This window comes from Billgrantia saliphila, assembly GCF_002930105.1.
GTDB classification, from domain to species: Bacteria; Pseudomonadota; Gammaproteobacteria; order Pseudomonadales; family Halomonadaceae; genus Halomonas; species Halomonas saliphila.
Window position 1 is genome coordinate 229,267 of the sequence record NZ_PJRN01000005.1, and the last position, 20,847, is coordinate 250,113.

18 protein-coding genes and 1 other RNA gene are annotated in these 20,847 nt (G+C 66.1%); 9 read left to right on the plus strand and 10 right to left on the minus strand.

Features of this window, described 5'->3' with window-relative positions:
- Positions 1–100 precede the first annotated feature (100 nt).
- Both glyS and glyQ read right to left on the minus strand, forming a co-directional pair.
- A complete protein-coding gene (gene glyS / locus CYJ07_RS08030; RefSeq protein WP_104203159.1) occupies positions 101–2,167 on the minus strand; it encodes a glycine--tRNA ligase subunit beta in 2,067 nt (688 codons plus the stop codon).
- Complete coding sequence (gene glyQ / locus CYJ07_RS08035) at positions 2,167–3,180, minus strand: glycine--tRNA ligase subunit alpha (protein ID WP_422666954.1); 1,014 nt, start codon at positions 3,178–3,180, stop codon at positions 2,167–2,169. The genes glyS and glyQ overlap by 1 nt, the downstream gene beginning before the upstream one ends.
- A gap of 77 nt (positions 3,181–3,257) precedes the next feature.
- On the opposite strand from glyQ, the gene rfaD reads away from it, so the two are divergent.
- Positions 3,258–4,223, plus strand: a complete 966-nt coding sequence (gene rfaD / locus CYJ07_RS08040; RefSeq protein WP_104203161.1) for an ADP-glyceromanno-heptose 6-epimerase — start codon at positions 3,258–3,260, stop codon at positions 4,221–4,223.
- A gap of 11 nt (positions 4,224–4,234) precedes the next feature.
- Positions 4,235–5,266, plus strand: coding sequence for a lipopolysaccharide heptosyltransferase II (waaF, locus tag CYJ07_RS08045; RefSeq protein WP_104203196.1), 1,032 nt, complete (start codon positions 4,235–4,237; stop codon positions 5,264–5,266).
- 5 nt (positions 5,267–5,271) lie between these two features.
- Here waaF and CYJ07_RS08050 read toward each other — a convergent pair whose 3' ends face one another.
- From CYJ07_RS08050 to CYJ07_RS08060, 3 genes are all read right to left on the minus strand, one after another.
- The gene (locus CYJ07_RS08050; RefSeq protein WP_104203162.1) at positions 5,272–6,951 is read right to left on the minus strand and encodes a sulfatase-like hydrolase/transferase; all 1,680 of its coding nucleotides are present in this window, start codon (positions 6,949–6,951) and stop codon (positions 5,272–5,274) included.
- A 101-nt stretch (positions 6,952–7,052) separates the two neighbouring features.
- Positions 7,053–7,817, minus strand: coding sequence for a glycosyltransferase family 2 protein (locus CYJ07_RS08055; RefSeq protein ID WP_104203163.1), 765 nt, complete (start codon positions 7,815–7,817; stop codon positions 7,053–7,055).
- Entirely contained in the window at positions 7,814–8,926 is a 1,113-nt protein-coding gene (locus CYJ07_RS08060; protein ID WP_104203164.1) for a glycosyltransferase family 9 protein, read from the minus strand. The genes CYJ07_RS08055 and CYJ07_RS08060 overlap by 4 nt, the downstream gene beginning before the upstream one ends.
- Positions 8,927–8,964: 38 nt before the next feature.
- On the opposite strand from CYJ07_RS08060, the gene CYJ07_RS08065 reads away from it, so the two are divergent.
- Positions 8,965–10,092: a glycosyltransferase family 4 protein gene (locus tag CYJ07_RS08065; protein ID WP_231489566.1), complete on the plus strand. Its 1,128-nt coding sequence runs from the start codon at positions 8,965–8,967 to the stop codon at positions 10,090–10,092.
- A 7-nt stretch (positions 10,093–10,099) separates the two neighbouring features.
- On the opposite strand, the gene CYJ07_RS08070 is transcribed toward CYJ07_RS08065, so the two are convergent.
- Positions 10,100–10,810 (minus strand): 3-deoxy-D-manno-octulosonic acid kinase, encoded by a 711-nt coding sequence (locus CYJ07_RS08070; protein WP_104203165.1) that lies wholly within the window; start codon positions 10,808–10,810, stop codon positions 10,100–10,102.
- On the opposite strand from CYJ07_RS08070, the gene CYJ07_RS08075 reads away from it, so the two are divergent.
- From CYJ07_RS08075 to waaA, 3 genes are read left to right on the plus strand one after another with little or no spacing between them, the layout of a single operon-like run.
- Positions 10,809–11,906, plus strand: a complete 1,098-nt coding sequence (locus CYJ07_RS08075; RefSeq protein WP_104203166.1) for a glycosyltransferase family 9 protein — start codon at positions 10,809–10,811, stop codon at positions 11,904–11,906. The two genes, CYJ07_RS08070 and CYJ07_RS08075, sit on opposite strands and share 2 nt — an antisense overlap.
- Positions 11,896–13,326: a bifunctional D-glycero-beta-D-manno-heptose-7-phosphate kinase/D-glycero-beta-D-manno-heptose 1-phosphate adenylyltransferase HldE gene (hldE, locus tag CYJ07_RS08080; RefSeq protein WP_104203167.1), complete on the plus strand. Its 1,431-nt coding sequence runs from the start codon at positions 11,896–11,898 to the stop codon at positions 13,324–13,326. The genes CYJ07_RS08075 and hldE overlap by 11 nt, the downstream gene beginning before the upstream one ends.
- Positions 13,326–14,630 carry a lipid IV(A) 3-deoxy-D-manno-octulosonic acid transferase gene (gene waaA / locus CYJ07_RS08085; RefSeq protein WP_104203168.1) on the plus strand — a complete coding sequence of 435 codons (1,305 nt, stop codon included), beginning with the start codon at positions 13,326–13,328 and terminating at the stop codon, positions 14,628–14,630. Before hldE ends, waaA begins: the two co-directional genes overlap by 1 nt.
- A 13-nt stretch (positions 14,631–14,643) precedes the next feature.
- Here waaA and rpiA read toward each other — a convergent pair whose 3' ends face one another.
- Complete coding sequence (gene rpiA / locus CYJ07_RS08090) at positions 14,644–15,318, minus strand: ribose-5-phosphate isomerase RpiA (protein WP_104203169.1); 675 nt, start codon at positions 15,316–15,318, stop codon at positions 14,644–14,646.
- Between the two features lie 293 nt (positions 15,319–15,611).
- Here rpiA and ilvA point away from each other — a divergent pair, with 293 nt between their 5' ends.
- A complete protein-coding gene (gene ilvA, locus CYJ07_RS08095) occupies positions 15,612–17,126 on the plus strand; it encodes a threonine ammonia-lyase, biosynthetic (RefSeq protein WP_104203170.1) in 1,515 nt (504 codons plus the stop codon).
- Between the two features lie 370 nt (positions 17,127–17,496).
- Here ilvA and CYJ07_RS08100 read toward each other — a convergent pair whose 3' ends face one another.
- The 3 genes from CYJ07_RS08100 to CYJ07_RS08110 form a co-directional block, all read right to left on the minus strand.
- Complete coding sequence (locus tag CYJ07_RS08100; RefSeq protein WP_104203171.1) at positions 17,497–18,141, minus strand: 5-formyltetrahydrofolate cyclo-ligase; 645 nt, start codon at positions 18,139–18,141, stop codon at positions 17,497–17,499.
- A 9-nt stretch (positions 18,142–18,150) separates the two neighbouring features.
- A non-coding RNA gene (ssrS, locus tag CYJ07_RS08105) (6S RNA) lies at positions 18,151–18,335 on the minus strand.
- A gap of 36 nt (positions 18,336–18,371) precedes the next feature.
- Complete coding sequence (locus CYJ07_RS08110) at positions 18,372–18,692, minus strand: cell division protein ZapA (protein ID WP_104203172.1); 321 nt, start codon at positions 18,690–18,692, stop codon at positions 18,372–18,374.
- A gap of 147 nt (positions 18,693–18,839) precedes the next feature.
- On the opposite strand from CYJ07_RS08110, the gene CYJ07_RS08115 reads away from it, so the two are divergent.
- Both CYJ07_RS08115 and pepP read left to right on the plus strand, forming a co-directional pair.
- Positions 18,840–19,415 (plus strand): UPF0149 family protein, encoded by a 576-nt coding sequence (locus tag CYJ07_RS08115; RefSeq protein WP_104203173.1) that lies wholly within the window; start codon positions 18,840–18,842, stop codon positions 19,413–19,415.
- Positions 19,416–19,454: 39 nt separating this feature from the next.
- Positions 19,455–20,792, plus strand: coding sequence for a Xaa-Pro aminopeptidase (gene pepP / locus CYJ07_RS08120; RefSeq protein WP_104203174.1), 1,338 nt, complete (start codon positions 19,455–19,457; stop codon positions 20,790–20,792).
- The last annotated feature ends 55 nt before the right edge of the window (positions 20,793–20,847 follow it).

The following is a 20,847-nucleotide window of genomic DNA, read 5'->3' on the forward strand; positions in this document are numbered from 1 at the left end:
GGCAACCGACGCCTACGTTTCACGTGGAACAGAACAGAAGCCACACAAAAGAAAGGCCGGCGAGCCGTCGGACTCGCCGGCCTGGTGCTTCAGTCGTGCTTCACTGTTGCAACAGTGCGATATCGGCAACTTCGAGGAACAGCGCCTGCAGGCTGGCCAGCAGTGCCAGGCGATTGCGTCGCACGGAATCCTCATCGGCCATGACCATGACGCGATCGAAGAAGACGTCGACCGGCTCGCGCAGGTTCGCCAGGGTGTCCAGCGCCTCGCGATAGCGTCCCTCGGCGAACAGTGGCATGACCTTGCTGCGACTCGCCGTGATGGCTTCGTGCAGCGCTTGCTCGGCGGGTTCCCGCAACAGCGCCGTATCCGCCTGGTTTCCGGCCTCGCCAGCCTGCTTGGCAAGAATGTTGGAGACGCGCTTATTGGCGGCTGCGAGCGCGCCTGCCTCCTCGCGCTGGGTAAAGGCATTCACCGCTCGCAGACGCCGCGCGAAGTCCAGCGGCTTGGTGACCGGACGCGCTCTCACGGCAAGATAGACCTCGGCGGGGATGCCCTCGTCCTGACCCCAGGCGCGGAAACGGTCGAGCATGTAGCCCAGAACTTCTTCGACCAGATCCTTGGCGTAGGGCAGTTCCTGGTGCTGTGTGACAGCCAGTTCCAGCAGTTCACGCAGGTCCAGATCGAGCTCGCCCTTGATCAGGATGTTGAGCACGCCGATGGCGGCGCGGCGCAGGGCGAAGGGGTCCTTGGTGCCGGTGGGACGCTGGCCGATACCGAAGATACCGGTAAGGGTATCGAGTCGGTCGGCCAGCGCCAGGGCTTGCCCGGTGCGCGTGAGCGGAATGGCGTCACCGGCGAAGCGGGGCAGGTACTGCTCCTCGAGGGCCTGGGCCACCTCGGTGGACTCGCCGTCGTGGGTCGCATAGTAGCGCCCCATGATGCCTTGCAGTTCCGGGAACTCGAGCACCATCTCGGTAACCAGGTCGCACTTGGCCAGTTCAGCGGCGCGCCGTGCCTGGGTCACATCGCCACCAATGCGGCCGGCAATGAAGGCGGCCACGGCGGCGCTGCGATGGGCCTTGTCGGCTAGCGTGCCGAGCTGCTTCTGAAACACCACATCGGCCAGTCCATCGATGCGCGTCGCCAGCGGTAGCTTGCGGTCGGTGTCGTAGAAGAAGGCGGCGTCGGCCAGGCGCGGGCGGATGACCTTCTCATTGCCCTCTACGACCCGCTGCGGTTCGTGACTGTCGATGTTGGCAATAGTGATGAATAGCGGCTTGAGACGACCCTGCTCGTCGAGCAGGTGGAAATATTTCTGGTTGGCCTTCATCGAGGAGATCAAACACTCCGGGGGCACTTCGAGGAAGCGTTCGTCGAAGCTCCCTGACAGTGCCACCGGCCACTCGACCAGGCCGCTGACTTCGCCCAGCAGATCCTCGTCGATTACCGCCTGGGCCTCCTGCACTTCGGCCTCGGCCAGCACTTGCTCGCGGATGCGCTCGCGACGCAGGTCGCGGTCGGCCAGTACCCAGGCCTGCTCGAGTACGTCGAGATAGTCATCGGCATGGGCCAGCTCGATGGACCCGGGGGCGTGGAAACGATGGCCGCGAGTGGTGCGGCCGGACCTGAGGCCCAGCAACTCGGCTTCGACTACGTCGCTGCCGTAGAGCATTACCAACCAGTGCACGGGTCGCGAGAATTCGACTCGGGAGGCTCCCCAGCGCATGTTCTTGGGCACCGGCAGGGTGGCAATGGCCTTGTCGACGATGGCAGGCAGCAGGGCCGTGGTGGTCTCACCTTGTTGCTGTTCGCGATAGCCGAGCCAGGTGCCCTTATCGGTTTCCAGGTGGATCAGCTCGGCCACGGTTACGCCGCAGGAGCGAGCGAAGCCCTCGGCGGCCTTGGTCGGCTGGCCATCCTTGAAGGCGGCGGCAAGCGCGGGGCCGCGACGTTCGATTTCGCGATTGGGCTGCCTGTCGGCAAGCTCGGCGATCTGCACCGCCAGCCGCCGTGGAGTGGCGTAGGCGCGGACCTCGCCGAAGTCTACCTCTGCCTCGGTGAGGCCGCGGCGGATGCCTTCGGCCAGGGCATCGGAGAGGCTATCGATGGCGCCTGGCGGCAGCTCCTCGACGCCAAGTTCGATCAGTAGGGTGGTGGCAGCCATCACGCGTCTCCCTGTTCGGCGGTGGTCTCGTTGCTCAACAGCTCCTGGCGCAGCGCCTCGGTCGCCAGCGGGAACCCGGCGGCCTTGCGCGAGGCGTAGTAGGCGTGGGCCACGTCGCGGGCCATGGTGCGAACACGCAGGATGAAGCGCTGCCGCTCGGTGACGGAGATGGCGTGGCGGGCATCGAGCAGGTTGAAGGTGTGCGAAGCCTTGAGCACCTGCTCGTAGGCCGGCAATGGCAGGCCGGCCTCGAGCAGCTTGGTGCACTCGCGCTCCTGATGATCGAAGGCGGCGAACAGCGCCGGCACGTCGGCGTGCTCGAAGTTGTAGGCCGACTGCTCGCGCTCGTTCTGCAGGTAGACGTCACCGTAGGTGACCTTGGTCCCATCCGGGGCGATGGCCCAGACCAGGTCGTAGACGCTGTCGACGTCCTGAAGGTACATGGCGATACGCTCCAGGCCGTAGGTCAGCTCGCCGGTCACGGGGTAGCACTCGAGCCCGCCCGCCTGCTGAAAATAGGTGAACTGGGTCACTTCCATGCCGTTGAGCCAGACCTCCCAGCCGAGCCCCCAAGCTCCCAGAGTCGGCGATTCCCAGTTGTCCTCGACGAAGCGGATGTCATGAACCAAGGGGTCGATACCAAGACGCGCCAACGAGCCCAGGTAGCTCTCCTGCAGATCGTCCGGAGAAGGCTTCATCACCACCTGGAACTGGTAATAGTGCTGCAGCCGATTGGGGTTCTCACCGTAGCGGCCGTCGGTGGGGCGACGGGAGGGCTGGACGTAGGCGGCGTTCCAGGATTCGGGACCGATGGAACGCAGGAAGGTGGCGGGATGGAAGGTGCCGGCGCCGACCTCCATGTCCAGTGGCTGGAGCACCACGCAGCCTTGTTCAGCCCAGTACTGCTGCAGGGCGAGGATCAGGCCCTGAAAGGTGGTCACGTCTGGCGTCGACCCTGATGCCGAGGTCGACGGGAGTGTCGAGAGAGTCATTGCGGAAGCACCGTTGGCCATGAATTCACAGGGCGTCAAGTATACAATCACAGGCACATCGGTTATAGGCGCAGCGGTTGCGCCCAGCGAGGTTCACAATGATCGTAGTGACAGGCGGCGCCGGCTTCATCGGCTCGAATCTGGTCAAGGCCCTCAACGAGCGTGGACGGTACGACGTGCTGGTCGTCGACGACCTGCGCGATGGCACGAAGTTCGTCAATCTGGCGGACTGCACCCTCGGCGATTATCTTGACAAGGACGACTTTCGCGCCCGTATCGAGGCGGCGCTGCGCGGCGAACCCTCGCGGCTGCCGGCGATCGAGGCGATCTTCCACGAGGGCGCCTGCTCGGACACAACCGAGTGGGACGGACGCTTCATGCTCGACAATAATTTCGAATATTCCAAGGTACTGCTGCACTATTGCCAACAGCAAGGCATTCCCTTCCTCTACGCCTCGTCAGCGGCCACCTACGGCGGCAGCCAGGTATTCCGCGAGGAGCCCGAGTATGAAAAACCCCTCAACGTCTACGGCTACTCCAAGCTGCTGTTCGACCAGTACGTGCGCCAGCACTGGAGCGAGCTGACCAGCCAGGTGGTGGGGTTTCGCTACTTCAACGTCTATGGTCCCCGCGAGCAGCACAAAGGCAAGATGGCCAGCGTCGCCTACCACCACCATACCCAGATCGGTGCGGGCCAGGACCTCAAGCTGTTTGGCGCCTGGGACGGCTATGAGGCGGGCATGCAGAGCCGCGATTTCGTTTACGTGGGCGACGTGGTGGACGTCAACCTGTGGTTCCTCGAGCATCCCGACAAGTCGGGTATCTTCAATCTCGGCTCCGGCCGTGCCGAGCCGTTCAAGGCTATCGGTGAGGCGGTGATCGATTTCCACGGTCGCGGGCGAATCGAGTACATCGACTTTCCCGACGAGCTCAAGGGGCGTTACCAGAGCTACACCCGAGCCGACATCTCGCGCCTGCGCGAGGCCGGCTATGACCGCGAGTTCCGCAGCGTGGCCGAGGGCGTCAAGGCCTATCTCGGCTGGCTGAGCGGAGCCATTGCGTGAGCCAGGCGTCCATGCCGGAGCCTCGCATACTGGTGGTCGGCCCCTCCTGGGTGGGCGACATGGTCATGGCGCAGAGCCTGTTCATGACCCTGAGACAGCGCTATCCACGCTGTCGCATCGGCGTGGTGGCCCCCGGCTGGTCGCAACCAATCCTGGCGCGCATGGACGAGGTGGGCGAGGCGATCGCACTGGACGTCGGGCATGGTCAGTTCGGTTGGAAGACCCGTCGCACCCTGGCACGCCGGCTCCGGGGGCGCTTCGATACGGCGATCGTGCTGCCGCGCTCATGGAAGTCGGCGCTGGTGCCGTTTCTGGCACGCATACCCCAGCGGGTGGGCTTTACCGGCGAGCAGCGCTACGGGCTGCTCAACGAGCGACGCGAACTCGACAGGAAGGCGCTCGATCAGACCGTGAAGCGCTTCGTCGCCCTCGGCCTGCCCCGTGACGAGGCGATGACGGGGGACTTCCCCATCCCCCGTCCCCGATTGCGGGTCGATCCCGACAACCTGATCGAGCTGCGTATTCGGCTGGGGCTCACCTCGCGCCCGGCCATCGGCTTGATGCCCGGCGCGGAGTACGGTCCCGCCAAGCAGTGGCCGTTGGGTCACTTTCGCGAGCTTGCCGGTCGCCTCGAGGCGGAGGGCTTCGAGGTGCGCGTGCTGGGTGGGCCCAAGGACGTCGGCGCCGGGGAGACGATCGCCATGGGACATGCTCACGTGCACAATCTGTGCGGTCAGACCCGCCTGGCGGACGCCGTGGATCTGCTGGCCGACTGCCAGCAGGTGGTGACCAACGATTCGGGGCTGATGCACGTGGCCGCAGCGGTCGGCACACGCGTGCATGCGCTCTACGGCTCCTCGTCGCCGGACTATACGCCGCCGCTGACCGATAGCGCCAGGATCCACTTCCTGGGGCTGAGCTGCTCGCCCTGCTTCGAGCGAACCTGTCCGCTCGGGCATACCAACTGCCTGGTGCAGCTTTCGCCGCAGCGCGTGCTGGGTGCTTTGCTGGGGTCGCCGATGGGAGCGCTCGCCCGCGGCTAGGCGCGCTACTGTACCTGGGCGGGCGCCTCGCCGGTGGCGTCTTCCGGCGTCTCCACGATCTGTTCGGGTGGTTCCGGTTCGGGGCCTTCCGGCTGCGGTGGTGCAAGGCCTTCCCATAGCCGCTCCTGAAGCGCCGTCTCTTCGCGCATGCGATCGTTGAGAAATTCCTGGTCATGCTCCTCGAGCAGCGTGGGCTCGTCGGAAAGCAGCGACACGCCCAGGCCGGCACGATGCCAATCGATGGTAAAGCCCATGGCCTCCAGGATAGTGGGGAAAACATCGATCATGGCGGCTTCGCGACGCTCTCGCTCGGCGGGAAGGCCGGGGCCCAGCAGTATCAGGGTATTGTCGCGCTCGCCTTCGATCAGCGCCTCCCAAGCCGATACCCGCATGGTCAGGTGATCGCTGGCGACGATGACCACGGTGTTGTCCAGCAGCCCTTCGGCCTCGGCGCGCTCGAGAAAGTCGCGTGCCAGCCAGGCCGAGCATTTCACCGAGTAGAGGATGTCGACGCCGTCGTATTCGCCCTGCCGATCGAGGCAGGTCTGGGCGGGGTAACCGTTGGGCGCGTGACCGGCGAGGGAGAGATTGACCATCCCCCACGGACCGTCCTGCGCATCGAGACGGCGTAGCTCCTCCAGGGCGAAGTCGTAAAGCGAATCGTCGTAGAGCCCCCAGTTGTTGACGTATCCCGGGTCGTTGAGCAGGGGCTGCAGCTCCTCGCGACCGAGCACTTTGTCGAAGCCATGCCCCTCGTAGAACAGCCCCTTGCCGGCGAAGGCGATGCTGGCGCCACCCAGGTAGGTGAGCCGGTAGCCCTGTGCCGAGAGAAGATCCCCCAGGCAGTCGATCCCGGGTACTACCTTGTCCAGCGGCGAGAATTGGCGGTCGTGCAGCAGTCCAGCCGGCATCAGCGGCGTGCCGCACTGGCTGGCGATCATCCCGGCCATGGTCCAGCCGGTATTGTCGATCTGCGTGATGCCCTCGAAGACCAGGCCACGCTCGCCGATGGCATCCAGATCGGCGTAGGCATCGCCGAAGCGCTCGCGGTCGGCGTAGGTGCGCTCGAGGCTCTCGAGATACATCAGCAGCACGTTGGGCGGTTCACGCGGCGCCTCGAGAATCACCGGTTCGACGTACTGGCGCTCCAGCCAGGCCCCCGGTTTGGTCACCAGGGCGGCGCCTCGCTGACCGACGCCATACAGCAGCGGATTGCTCACCAGTAACACCAGGGCGAGGAGCGGCTCACCGCGATGCCAACGGCGATCGTGGCGTACGAGCCAGGTGAACGAGACCAGCAGAAGGATCATGGCGAGGATATAAAAGAAGGCCGCCCCGACGCGCTTGACCCCGCCATGGTCGGCCATGCCGGCCTGCAGATGGAAGAAGACCGCGCCCAGGTCGACGATGCCGAAGCTCTCGGTCAGGTAGAGGTACAGCCCCCACAGGGCGATGGGCAGCAGCGCCCAGGGCCACTTGCGTATCGTGGCCGAGCACGGCGCCTTCTGCGCCGACCCCCAGCGGAACCAGAGTCCCAGGCCGACCCAGACCAGCATCAGCGGGGGCAGGCCCCACTTGGGCACACGGGTCAGGACGGTGATGGCATACCCCACACAGAACCCGATGACCAGCAGCGACAGCCAGCGCGGACGTGTCAGGACATGAAGCGAGGACGGAAAGGGCATGTTGACGAATCATCCATAGGGTTCAACTGTCGGCTTGTCCAGGCTTGCATCGCGCAGTTTTACGATGTCGTCCCGGGCGAGCCAATCGGCTCCGGTTAAGTCTAGTGTCGTTTGGGTCCTGCTTCGTTCTCATACAGCTCGTTCAGCTTGGCGTACTTCATGTAGGCGTGAAAAGCCGTCGTCAGCGCGACCGTGAAACCATCGCTTCCCTGAAACACGCCACCCTTGAGCAGCAGCTTGCGAATCAGCGCGCTCAGGGCGTGCCGCGCAGGGCGAAACGTCGATGGTGGGATGCCTCTCCCTTTCATTGCCCAGGCATCTCGGGTCGAGAGCTGATCGATACGTTGAATCCAGTGAGAGAGGCTCTCGTAGGTGAAATGCAGCAGATGTGTTCCGGTGCTGACGTATTTCGGTGCCTGTACCGATGAGTGAGCCTTCTTGGGAAGGTAGCCGCCGGTCGTTCGGTTGTAGAGTCTCACCACCTCGTCCGGATAGAATCCGGCCGCCTTGATCCAGTGGGGGCCACAGAAGTTTCGCCGTCTGAAGCTGTAAGCGACGGAAGGATCGTCGAGGGCGAGCGCCCGGATGGCTTCGACGGCGTCATCGTCCAGGCGCTCGTCGGCATCCAGGGCAAGAATCCAATCATTCGATGCTTGGGGAACGGCATGCGCCTTTTGAGGACCGTCGCCCAGGTATTCCTGAAGCAGTACCTTGGCGCCCATCTCCTTGGCGATTCGCACGGTGTCGTCCTGGCTGAGCGAATCGACAACCATGATTTCACTGCAGACTCGCTTGAGGGAATCTATGCAACCGCCGATTCGCTCTGCTTCGTTCAGCGTAATGACAATGCCGGTGATGGGTTTCATAGAGGATGGCCTCGGGACCCATGGGTCTGTAGAAGGGTAGAGATGCTCGCGGCGGCAGCGCCCAAGTCGATACTGCCCATATCCAGCTCTCCGGCCTCGGTGGGAGGACTGAAGGAGAGACGACGGGAGGCGTCATTGCAGGTCTGCCAGCGCAGCGCAGTCGCCGAGCGGCGGGCTGGATAGAAACCGGCAGTGGGGCGATTCAGGCAGCCGGCGATATGCAGCGGGCCGGTGGAACCGGCGATGAACAGGTCGGCTGCCGCGAGCGCCAGGGCGAAGTCGCCGAGTCCGCGGCGCGGGGGTAGCACAGCCGCTGTCAGTCCCCGAGCCGTCAGGGTCCCGGCTAGGGCCTCGGCGCCGCGCTCTTCGCCGGGGCCGGCGGTCAACAGCCACAACGGGCGGGGGCTATCCGCTTCGCGCAGCTGCGCATCGGTCGCCATCGCCAACTCGGCGTACTGGGCCGGCGTCAGGTTGACCGCTGAGCCGCCGCTGCCGGCATGCAGATAGAGCCAGGGCCGCGCCGCATCGATAGCCAGCTCGCTGGCGATGGCGCGACGCTGGGCAGCGACAGTTTCGGGGGGGAGCGGCCAGTAGGGCGGTTCGGGCCGAGGCGCCGGCTCACGCCCCAATGCGACCAGCAGCGCCTCGGCCAGCTCGACGTTATAGTGGTACTCCGGCCTGGCCGAGCGCGACCTGCGCTGGGTGACGCGCCGGTTGTAGAATAGCTGCGCCCATTTGGTTGCCGGAGCCATGCGCAGCGGAATGCCGGCGCGCCAGCCCAGCCAACCGATGCGGGGCGTCGAGAACAGCGTCAGCATGGCCGTGAAGCGTCGCTCTCGGAGGCCGGCGAGCAACGAGCGCTGGTCGCACCGGTCGGCGTCGTCGCCGGGATCGACGATCACCTCGTCGATCCACGGGCAGAGTCGGGCCAGCGGTGCCGTGTAGGCTGGCACCAGCGTGCTGATTCGGGCGTCGGGCGCCCTTGCCTTGAGGCAGGCGAGCGCCGGCCATGCCAGCATGAAGTCGCCGAGCTTGTCGTTGCGCACCACCAGGATGCGCGGTGCCGTGTCCGTTGCATTGCGATCGGCCATGGGCGAAGAAGAGATCATCTGGGCTCCCGGGCCCCGGTACGAAGAAGGAGACAGCCTTGTCGCACAAGGTCATGCATATCTGCCTGTCCGACGGCTGGGGCGGACTCGAAATGTATCCTGCGCGGATTATACCCGAGCTGCAACGCCAGGGCTGGGAGCCTCATGGACTGGCCCTGAACGGTTCGCGAGTCGCCGACAGCATGGCCTCGGCGGGCATCGTGCCGTTGACCGTGCCCAGCCGGGGCCGCGCGCTGCTGCAGGTGGCACGGATCCTGGCCTATCTGCGCCGACATGCCATCGAGACGTTGCACTGCCACAAGTCCAGCGATCTGCGCCTGGGGGCGCTGCTGACGACCCTGCGCCCGGGTCTGAAGCTGTTCTTCACCGATCACATGGGCGTCACCCGGCCCAAGAAGGATCTCTATCATCGCTGGGCCTACGGCCGCGTCTCCCGCCTCTTCTCCATCAGCGAGGCGACGCGCGAACGTAATCTGGCGGCCTTTCCGCTGCCGCCGGAGCGCATCCGGCGGCTCTATCTGGGAATCGACCTGGCGCCCTATGCGCCACGGCTCGACTCGGCGGCAAGCGAGGCGCTGCGACGCGAGCTCGGCGTGCCGGACGGAAGCGTGGCGATCGGCCTGCCCGGGCGCCTGACCCGAGGCAAGGGACAGCAGGTTTGGCTCGAGGGGCTGGCCCGTCTGCATCGGCGTGCGCCGGGATTCGCCTGGCACGGTGTGCTGATCGGCGGCCTGACGGCCTCGGAGGGCAGCGACGAGGCCTATGTGGCGCGTCTTCGGCAGCAGGTGGCAGCGCTGGGGCTGGAGGAGCGAATCACCTTCGCCGGCTTTCGGCCCGACCTGCCGCGGTTATTCGAAGCGCTGGATATCGTCTGCGTGCCCTCGCGCAACGAGGCTTTCGGCCTCACCGTGGTCGAGGCAATGGCCGCCGGCAAGGCAGTTATCGGTGCTGACAGCGGGGCGATCCCGGAGCTACTCGATGCCGATTGCGGCCGCTTGGCGGCTCCCGAGTCGCCCGAGGACTGGGCGCAGGCCATGGAGACGCTCGGGAGGGATGACGTGCTGCGCCGCCGCCTGGGCCAGACGGCCCGGGCGAGGGCCGTCGAGAGATTCGGCATGAGCGCGCATGTGCGTGCCCTGACCGAGGAGTACGCTGGAGACGCCTAGACGAGTGTCAGGCGGGCTCGCTACGGGCGTAGCCTTGGCGAACGGGGGCCAGGGACTCCGCCGCGCCGAACTTCGCCAGCGACCGTCCCAGGCGCTGCAGGTTGGCCTCTCGCCATTGCCCGGGGGAGCGCAGGCGGCAGCGATCGAGATCGATCAGCCAGACCTTGCCTTGGGCGTCGACCAGCAGGTTGCGGGCGTTGAGGTCGACATGGTCGAGACCGGCATCGTGAAAACGTCGTACGGTCGCCCCGACCCGCTCGAGCAGGGCCGGGGCGGCGTCGTTCAGGCAGTCCACCAGGGAACGGGCTCCGGGCAGGCGCACCGTGATCAAGGCCGCCGAATAGGTGGGGCCATGGCGTTCGACACCCGCCGCCACGGGGCGTGGCACCGGCAGGCCGCGAGCGAAGAGCTCGGCGGTGAGGCGAAGCTCGCGGAAGGCACGAGTGCGTTCGAGCCCCGTCCACAGGTAGCGGTTCTCGCTCAGCTTGGCGGCAAGACCGCCGCGGCGATAGGGGCGTAGCACCCACTGCTCGGGCCCGGCATCGAGGAACAGACTGCTGCCGCGCCCGGGGGCCTCGCCCACGACGCGCCCCTCGCGCCGCCAATGCTCGGGATCGAAGAGCGGCGGGCCGATTTGTGGCGTCAGGTCGGCGTCACATACACTGTCCGCATCATATAGAATGAAAAGCCTTCCCGTTCGACATGTTGCCAAGTGCATGAAGCATCCTCTGCCTGCCCAACCCCGCCATATCGCCGTGCTGCGACTCTCCGCTCTCGGCGATGTGTGCAACCTGGTTCCCACCGTGCGCGCGCTGCAGCGGCAGTGGCCCGAAGCCCGCATCACCTGGATTATCGGCAAGGCGGAACACAGTCTACTGGCCGGTCTCTCGGGGGTCGAGTTCGTCGTCTACGACAAGGCCACGGGGCTGGCCGGCATGCGCCGTCTGTGGCGCGAGCTGGCCGACACCCGTTTCGACGTGCTGCTGCATATGCAGCAGGCGCTGCGCGCCAGCGTGCTCTCGCTGGGACTCAAGGCTGAGCTGCGCATCGGCTTCGACAAGGCGCGGGCCAAGGATGCCCAGCACTGGTTCACCCACCGCCAGCTGGCACCGCACCCACGCGCCCACGTGCTGGAGTCGTTTCTCGACTTCGCACGCCTGATGGGCATCGAGGATCTTTCGCTGGAATGGAACCTGCCGGTGCCGGCCGAAGCCACCGAGGAGGCTGCCGCACTGACCGGCGATGCCCCCTACCTGCTGATCAGCCCCTGCGCCAATCCGCGACTGCGCAACTTCCGCAACTGGTCGGCGGAGGGCTATGCCGCGGTCATCGAGCACGCCTGGACCCAATATGGCCTGAAGACGGTGCTCAGCGGCGGCGGCAGCACCCAGGAACGGGAGATGGGCGAGCGCATTGTCGCACTCTGCCATGCCGAGGCGGTCATCGATGCCATCGGCAATACCACGCTCAAGGGCCTGCTGGCGCTGATCGGCCGGGCTCGCGCGGTGATCGCTCCCGACTCCGGTCCGGTACACATGGCCAATGCCATGGGCACGCCCGCGGTCGGCCTGTTCGCCACCACCAACCCCGACCGGGCCGCTCCCTATCTCTGGCGCGACTACGTGGTCAATCGCTATCCCGACGCGGTGCGCACCTACCTGCACCGCGAGCTTGACGAGATCAACTGGGGCCAGCGAGTCCGCCATACCGACGCCATGACGCTGATTCGCATCGAGGACGTGATCGGCAAGCTCGATGCGGCTTTGACACGCCCGAAAGGCCGCAAGCAAGAGGACGAATCCGATGAAGCTTGACCTGACCGCGCTGGAGCAGGCGCATGTACTGGTGGTGGGCGACGTCATGCTCGACCGCTACTGGCACGGCGCCACCTCGCGCATCTCTCCCGAGGCGCCGGTGCCGGTGGTGCGCGTGGAGGAGTGCGAGGATCGCCCCGGCGGTGCGGCCAACGTGGCGCTCAACATCGCCTCGCTGGGCGCCCATGCCGCTCTGAGCGGCATGGTCGGCGACGACGACAATGCCCGGCGTCTGGTGGCCCGCATGGACGCCGCCGGTGTCGACACCTACTTCGAGAGCAGTCCCGGCATACCCACCATCACTAAGCTGCGCGTCATGAGTCGCAACCAGCAGCTGATCCGGCTCGATTTCGAGGATGGCTTGGGCGACCTCGACACGCGCGGCCTGCTGTCCCGGGTCGAGCAGGGTCTGCCCGACTGCGACCTGGTCATCCTCTCCGATTACGGCAAGGGGACTCTCAACCGGGTCGAAGAGTTGATCGCGAGGGTGCGTGCGGCCGGCAAGCGGGTGCTGATCGATCCCAAAGGCAGCGATTTCGGCAAGTATCGCGGCGCCAGCGTCATCACTCCCAACCTGGCCGAGTTCGAGGCGGTGGTCGGTCTTTGCCGCGGCGACGACGAGCTGGCCGCCAAGGGGGCGGCGCTGTGCGCTGAGCTCGAGCTCGAGGCGCTGCTGATCACCCGCAGCGAAAAGGGCATGACGCTGATCCGGGCCGGCCACGAGCCGTTGCACCTGCCGACCCGGGCACGCGAGGTCTTCGACGTCACCGGCGCTGGCGACACCGTGATCGGCGTGCTGGGGCTGGCGCTGGCCGCCGGACACGGCTTCCCCGAGGCCATGACCCTGGCCAACCTGGCCGCTGGCCTGGTGGTGGCCAAGCCCGGCACCGCCACGCTCTCCATCGCCGAGCTCTATACTGCCGTACATGGCGACAAGCTGGCCGAGTTCGGCATCATCGAGGAGGCGCCGCTGATCGAGGCGGTGCGCGCCGCACAGCTGCGCGGCGAGCGGGTAGTGATGACCAATGGTTGCTTCGACATACTGCATGCCGGCCACGTGGCCTACCTGGAGCACGCTCGCCGACTCGGCGACCGCCTCGTGGTGGCGGTCAACGACGACGCCTCCATCGCCCGGCTCAAGGGACCCAGGCGGCCGATCAACCCGCTTTCCCGACGCATGCAGGTACTGGCCGGCCTCGGTGCGGTGGACTGGGTGGTACCGTTCAGCGAAGACACCCCGCAGAGGCTGATCGAGGCGGTGCTGCCCGACGTGCTGGTCAAGGGCGGCGATTACCGCGCCGAGGAGATCGCCGGCGGCGAGGCGGTGCGTGCCGCTGGCGGCGAGGTGAAGGTGCTGGGCTTCGAGGACGGCGTCTCCACCACGGCGATGATCGCCACCATTCTCGATCGCGAGGGCTGATGGCGCCGCGTGCCCACCGCTGGCCCCGCTGGCTCTACTCGGCAGTGCTCTACCTGTTCTCGCCGTTGATCTGGCGGCGCGTGTGGCGTGAGCATGCGTTCACTAACATGCGGCGCGAGCGACTCGGACTGGGGCGGCGAGCTCCCGCCGGAAGGCCGGTCCTGTGGCTGCACTGCGCCTCGGTGGGTGAGATCCAGGCTGCGCGACCGCTGATCGACGCTCTGCTGGCGCGCTATCCGGACCACCGCCTGCTGGTCACCACCATGACCGCTACCGGTGCCGAGCGCGTCCATGCGCTGATTGAAGCGCGACGTCGGGCCGGCGAGCCCGAACGTATGGAGCACCGTTTCGTGCCGCTCGACTTTCCCGGTGCCGCGCGGCGCTTCGTCGTGCGCTGGCGGCCGGCGCTAGCCATCTTCTTCGAGACCGAGCTGTGGCCCAACCTGCTGGCGGCCTGCCGGCGCCGGGGCGTACCCATCGCGGTGGTCAACGGGCGCCTCTCGCCGCGCGCCTTTCGCGGCTACCGTCGCCTGCATCGCCTGATGGAGACGTCGCTCGCCTGTGTCGACTGGCTGGCCGCCAAGTCGCGCGACGATGCCGAACGTTTCCGCGCGCTGGGCATGGCGCCGACAAGGCTCGAGGTGGTGGGAACGCTGAAATACGACCTGACGCCCGAGGCGTCGGCGGTCGAGGCGAGCAAGCGCCTGTGTACCCGGCTGGGGTCACGGCCCGTGTGGGTGGCGGGTTCCACCCACCCTGGCGAGGATGAGGTGCTACTCGAGGCGCATGCCCGGCTGCGCCTCACCTTCCCCGATGCCCTGCTGATTCTGGTACCACGACATCCGCAGCGCTTCGAAGCGGTAGCCGCGCTGTGCCACGAGCGCGGCATGGCGATGGCGAGGCGCTCTCTGGAAGAATGGCCCGATACACGCACCGCCGTCTACCTGGGCGATACCATGGGCGAGTTGCTCACCCTCTATGGCGCCGCCGACCTGGCCTTCGTCGGCGGCAGCCTGGTGCCGGTAGGGGGGCATAACCTGCTCGAGCCAGCCGCCATGGGCGTGCCGGTACTGACCGGCCCCGAGCTTGCCAACTTCGCCGATGTAGCCGCGACACTGCGCGAAGGGGACGCCTTGGTGGAGGTAACCGACAGCACGGCGCTGGCCGAGGCGCTGGCCACCCTGTTCATCGACGAGACCGAGCGCCACCGCCTGGCCGATGCGGCCCTGGCGGTGGTTGCCGCCAATCGGGGAGCGCTGGCGCGCACCTTGGACGGTCTGGCGCACCTGCTACCGGGTAAGTGAGCGCTCGCTGGCGTCAGGCCGGGGTCAGGCGCTCCACGCCGCGCTCGCTGCCCAGCAGCAAGACATCGGCGCCGCGGGCGGCAAACAGGCCGTTGGTGACCACGCCGACGATGGTATTGAGGCGTGCCTCCATAGCCACCGGATCGTCGATCATGAAGTCGTAGCAGTCGATGATCTGGTTGCCGTTGTCAGTGACCACACCCTCGCGATAGACCGGGTCGGCGCCCAGCTTGACCAGTTCGCGTGCCACGTAGGAGCGCGCCATGGGGATCACCTCTACCGGCAACGGGAAGGCTCCCAGGCGTTCGACCTTCTTCGAGGCGTCGGCGATGCAGATGAAGCGCTCGGCGCAGGCGGCGACGATCTTCTCGCGGGTGAGCGCCGCACCGCCTCCCTTGATCATATGTAAGTGAGCGTTCACTTCGTCCGCGCCATCGATGTAGAAAGGCACGGTGCCGACGCTGTTGAGCTCGAATACCTCGATACCGTGGCCACGCAGGCGTTCGGCACTGGCCTCGGAACTGGCCACGGCACCCTGGAAATGATGGCGCAGCCGGGCCAGGCGATCGATGAAACGGTTGGCGGTGGAGCCGGTGCCGATGCCGAGAATCGTATCCTGCTCGAGCCGCGGGGTGATCTCGTCGATGGCGGCCGCGGCGACGGCGTCCTTCAGTTCGTCCTGGGTCATGTCTCGCTCGTTACCAGTGAGGGTGGTCGGGTGCGGCGCATTATAGACCAGGAGTGGCCCGGTGCCGACGCCGCCGCTGGACGGCAAGGCGGCGAAAATGCTACCTATAGGGGTTCTCTGCAGCGCAGCACGCGAGGAAACGCCGCCTACCTGTCTGAGCGAGCGAGTCGCCGCGCCGCGCGAGTATCGTGCACAGCCCTCCGGCTCTTGTCTGCGCGCCGTGCGTGGCTCGCGAACCGTGCGGCGTTTCCCAAGTCGCTGTTTTCGCGCCATTCTCCTTCTGGGACATCAGGATGCTTGAAGCCACCGTCAAGAAGATTCTCCAGGCCCGGGTCTACGACGCCGCCCGGGAAACGCCGATCTCCCCGGCTCCTTTCCTTTCACGGCGCTTCAACAACCAGATCCTGATCAAGCGCGAGGACCTGCAGCCGGTCTACTCGTTCAAGATTCGCGGGGCCTATAACAAGATGGCCCAGCTCACCGATGAGCAGAAGGCCAAGGGCGTGATCGCGGCTTCGGCCGGCAACCATGCCCAAGGACTGGCCATGGCGGCGAAGCAGATGGGGGTCAAGGCGATCATCGTGATGCCGCGGATCACTCCGGACATCAAGGTACAGGCGGTGCGTGCCCGGGGAGCCAAGGTGGTGCTCAAGGGCGACGCCTTCGCCGCAGCGGCCGAGCATGCTCAGGAGCTGATACGCGAGCACGGTTATACCTACATCCCTCCATTCGACGACATCGACGTGATCGCCGGCCAAGGCACCGTGGCCATGGAAATCTTGCACCAGCACAGCGGGCCGCTGGACGCCATCTTCGTGCCAGTGGGCGGTGGCGGCCTGATCGCCGGCGTGGCGGCCTACGTCAAGTACCTGCGCCCCGACATCAAAGTGATCGGCGTGGAGGCCGAGGACAGCGCCTGCCTCAAGGCGGCGCTCGCGGCCGGCAAGCGGGTGACGCTGGATCAGGTCGGGGTGTTCGCCGAGGGTGTCGCCGTGGCTCAGATCGGCAAGGTGCCCTTCTCGATCATGCGCGACCTGATCGACGAGGTCATCACAGTGAACGCCGACGAGATGTGCGCGGCGGTCAAGGACATCTTCGACGACACTCGTGCGGTGTCGGAGACCTCCGGGGCGCTGTCGCTGGCGGGCTTGAAGAAGTACGTCCAGCAGACCGGCGTCGAGGGCCAGACCTTGCTGTGCATCAATTCGGGGGCCAACACCAATTTCGACCGCCTGCAGCACATCGCCGAGCGCACCGAACTGGGCGAGCAGCGCGAGGCCATCCTGGCGGTGACCATTCCCGAGCGTCCCGGCAGTTTCAAGAAGTTTTGCCGCACCATCGGCAAGCGCATGGTGACCGAATTCAACTACCGCTATGCCGATCCCGAAGCCGCGCACATCTTCGTCGGCGTGCAGGTCAAGCCGGGCGGCGAGGACCGCGAGGCGGTGATCGATCGGCTGCGCGAGGCCGGTTATCCGGTGGTCGATCTCACCGACAACGAGCTAGCCAAGCTGCATATCCGCCACCTCGGCGGCGGTCGTCCCAGGGAGCACTTCGACGAGGAGGTCTATCGCTTCGAGTTCCCCGAGCGTCCCGGCGCGCTGATGAACTTTCTCACCCACCTACCCCAGGACTGGAACATCTCGCTGTTCCACTATCGCAATCACGGTGCGGCCTTCGGCCGCGTGCTGGTGGGCATGCAGGTGCCCAATGGCGACCGCTCCCATGTTGAGGAGTACTTCGATGCGATCGGCTATCGCTACTGGAAGGAGTCGGACAACGAGGCGTATCGCCTGTTCATGGCCTGAGGGGACGACTCGCTTACGTTGGTGAGCGCCGACTTACGCCAAAACCGAGAAATGGCTTAGGTTTCATTGTGTAATCGTCGGCTTGAGCGGTTGTCACCATAGCGTCACAGGCCCTATAGTCAGCCCAACCGCGGGCCCCCGCGGCGATGTCTCACCATCTGAGTGCGTCAGGGAGCAGGTAACAATGAAGCGTAAGCCCGATCTGGTCATGGCACTGGTGCTGGCCTTCGGCATTGGCGTGGTGGTCACTGGGTATGCCCAGGCGCTGATGACCGGTGGTTGAGTCGGCGGACAGCGCCATGATCAGAGACTGTTAGGAACCGGTCGAAGCCCCGCTTCGGCCGGTTTTTTCTTGTATCTTCGCGGCTGACTACTCGGACAGCCGGCCGGGGCGCAGCACCTTCGCATCGCTGGCGATGGCATCGAGCGGCACGTCCCAGGGCGCGGTCGGCAGGCGTTCGACGCGCTGACATTCGTGCGCCAGGCCGATCAGCGTCGGGCGTGGGCCGCCGCGTCGGGTGAAGGCCAGGCTGCGATCGTAGAAGCCGCCGCCCATGCCCATGCGCTGCCCAAGGTCGTCGAAACCGACCAGCGGCAGCAGGATCAGGTCCAGCGCCCAGGCCGGCAGGCGTCGGGCGCGGTGGGCGCCATGGCGCGTCTCGGGTTCGGGGATGCCGAAACGGTTGCGACGCATGGGCGTGCCCGGATGATAGTGGACGAACCACAGCGCATTGTCGGAAAGCGGCTTGAGTACCGGCAGGTAGATGCGCGCGCCGCGCCGGGTCAGCCATGGGATCAGCGGTCGTGGATCGATTTCGCCATCGTTGGGCAGGTAGAGCGCCACCCGCTTGGCACGGCGCACCTCGGGCTGCTGGCGCAGTCGGCGACAGAGGGCGCGAGCCGCAGATGCCTGTTCATAAGGAGTCAGCGCTCGGCGGCGCTGGCGCAACTGCTGGCGCAGTCGGCGACGTGAAGCGGAAGAAGCGAGGGAGTGATCGTCGCTCAGGTGGTTCATGGCGTGTAGAGGTTCCCCAGAGTGCCGCTGTCGTTCTGGCCCTTGAACCCTTGGTTCAAGGTGGGTGGCCGCAGCCGAACCGTCAGGCTTTCCGACGCACGGACATGCACACGGGTCCGGCTAGCAAATGGCCGCCCTGGGTATTGCTCATAGGCTCGAGGGACTTTAACGACTGGCCAACACCCCAGGGAACACCTTCATCCTAACAGAGGAGCGGGATGCGTCCAATGTCATTCGGCAGCTGTCTGTCCGGGCAGCGGCGCTCCCGCCATGGCGCGCTCCAGACGCTCGCTGAGATGATCGAGCTGCTGCTCTTCGCTGCGCCGCGTATCCATGACCTCGAGCAGCTCGTGGGTAATGTTCAGCGCGGCCATGAGCGCCACGCGCTCACTGCCGAGCAGGTTGTTTTGCGCATGAATCCCCTGCATGGCGCGGTCGAGATAGCGGGCGGCCCGCTGTAGCTTCTTCTCTTCGCCGGGATTACAGGCGAACACGTAGTGGCGGCCCAGCAGGGTCACCTCGGCGGTAGGCCGGGAGGCGTCATCGCTCATGGAGGGCTCCGGTGTCGGCTTGTCTGCCCGATGCGTTAACATCCTGTCAAATACGCACGCAGGATCTTTTCGATCATCCACTATAAGAGAGCCGTTTGCGAGCGGTCAACGCGACGCCTCTCGCCGCCACCCGACAAGGGATCCATCATGTCACCTAACGATGAACGCCCCGATTTCTCCACGCTGGCCGACCTCTTCCTGCTCCATGGCAGCATGCAGTCGCCGGCCTTTCTCGATGGCCGGCTGTGCGCCGAGCTGGCGCTTCACGATCTCTCCGCCGACGCCTGGCTGGAAGAGGTCTGCCTGGGTCTTGGCGTCGAGCAGCCGCGCGACCGCGACAGCGCCGGGGCGCTGCTGGCCTGGCGTCGCCAGACGCTCGAGGCACTCGCCGACAGCGCTCTCAACTACGAGCCGCTGCTGCCCGACGAACTGTTCACCCTGGCCGAGCGCGCCCGGGGCCTGCAGGAGTGGACCCTGGGCTTTCTCGAGGTCATCGCCGATGCTGGCGAGGCCCCGCGCGAGAACTGGTCCGCTGCACTGCGCGAGGCCGTGGACGATCTCGCGGGAATAGCCGACATCGAGACCGACATCGTCGACAGCGCAGAAAACGAGAATGACCTGTTCGCCCTGACCGAGCATGCGCGCATGGCCGCCATGCTGCTCTACACCGAACAGCATCCCGGCCAGCCGCAGGTGGAATCCAGCGAGCCCACCCATCACTGATACCACCTTCTTATCCACCGGAACCCGCAAGGAGCCACGATGCTGCCTGAGCCCCTACCCCGCCCCGAGCCGATCGGCAACGACGAATACCGCGAGCGGCGCCGGACGTTGATGAAGCGGCTGCCGGCGGATGCTGCCGTACTGCTGCCCGGCGCCTCGCTCGTCACCCGCTCCCGCGATAGCGACTACCCCTTCCGTCAACGCAGTGACCTCCACTATCTGACCGGTTTTCCCGAGCCTGAGGCGCTGCTGCTGCTGCTGCCGGGGCGCAGCGACGGTGAGAGCGTCCTGTTCTGTCAGGATCGCGACCCCACGCTGGAAGCCTGGACGGGGAGGCGGCTGGGGGCTGAAGGGGCGGTGCGCGTGTACGGCATCGATCAGGCCTTCGGGAATGCCGAGCGCGACGAACGCTTGGAGGCACTGCTCGATGGGCGCACAACCCTCTACCTGCCGCTGGACGATGCGGAGGCGCTGGCGCTGGCCGAGGAGCTTCGCGGCCGGCTCGCAGCAAGGGAGCGACGCGGTGCCCGCCCACCCCGCGCCTTCGCCGACCTGGCGCCGCTGCTTCACGAGCAGCGCCTGATCAAGAGCGAGAGCGAACTGGCGTTGATGCGCCACGCCGCCGAGATTTCGGCGCTCGGCCATGTTCGGGCCATGCGAGCGGCTCGCCCCGGGCTCATGGAGTACCACCTCCAGGCGGAGCTGGAGCATGAATTCCGCTGGCACGGCGGCAGCGGGCCGGCCTATGACAGCATCGTGGGCGGAGGCGCCAATGCCTGCGTGCTGCACTATATTGAGAATGACAAACCGTTACGTGACGGCGAGCTGGTGCTGATCGACGCCGGGGCCGAGTTCGACCTCTACGCCGGCGACATTACCCGGACCTTCCCGGTCGGAGGGCGATTCGGCGATGCTCAGCGCGAGCTCTACGAGGTGGTGCTGGCGGCACAGGAGCGGGCGGTGGCCTCGGTTCGCCCCGGGACTACGCTGCGAGAGATACACGACGGCGTGTTGCGTGATCTGACCGCCGGTCTGATTCGCCTGGGGCTGCTCGATGGCGAAGTGGAGGCGCGCATCGAGGACGACAGCATCAAGCGCTTCTACCTGCACTCCACCTCGCACTGGCTGGGGCTCGACGTGCACGACGTCGGCGACTATCGCCATGAGGGCGAGCCACGGCCGTTGCTGCCGGGCATGGTGCTGACGATCGAGCCGGGCTTGTATCTCCCCGACGAGGAAGATATCCCGGCGCCCTACCGCGGCATCGGTATCCGCATCGAGGACGATGTGGCGGTCACGACCGAGGGGTGCGAGGTGCTGACCGACGCCGTGCCGAAGCGGGTGGCCGAAATAGAGGCATTATTGGCCATGCAATAACCAGTGGGGAGTGAGATGGCTGTGATATTACGTAATATACATTACGATACGGCCG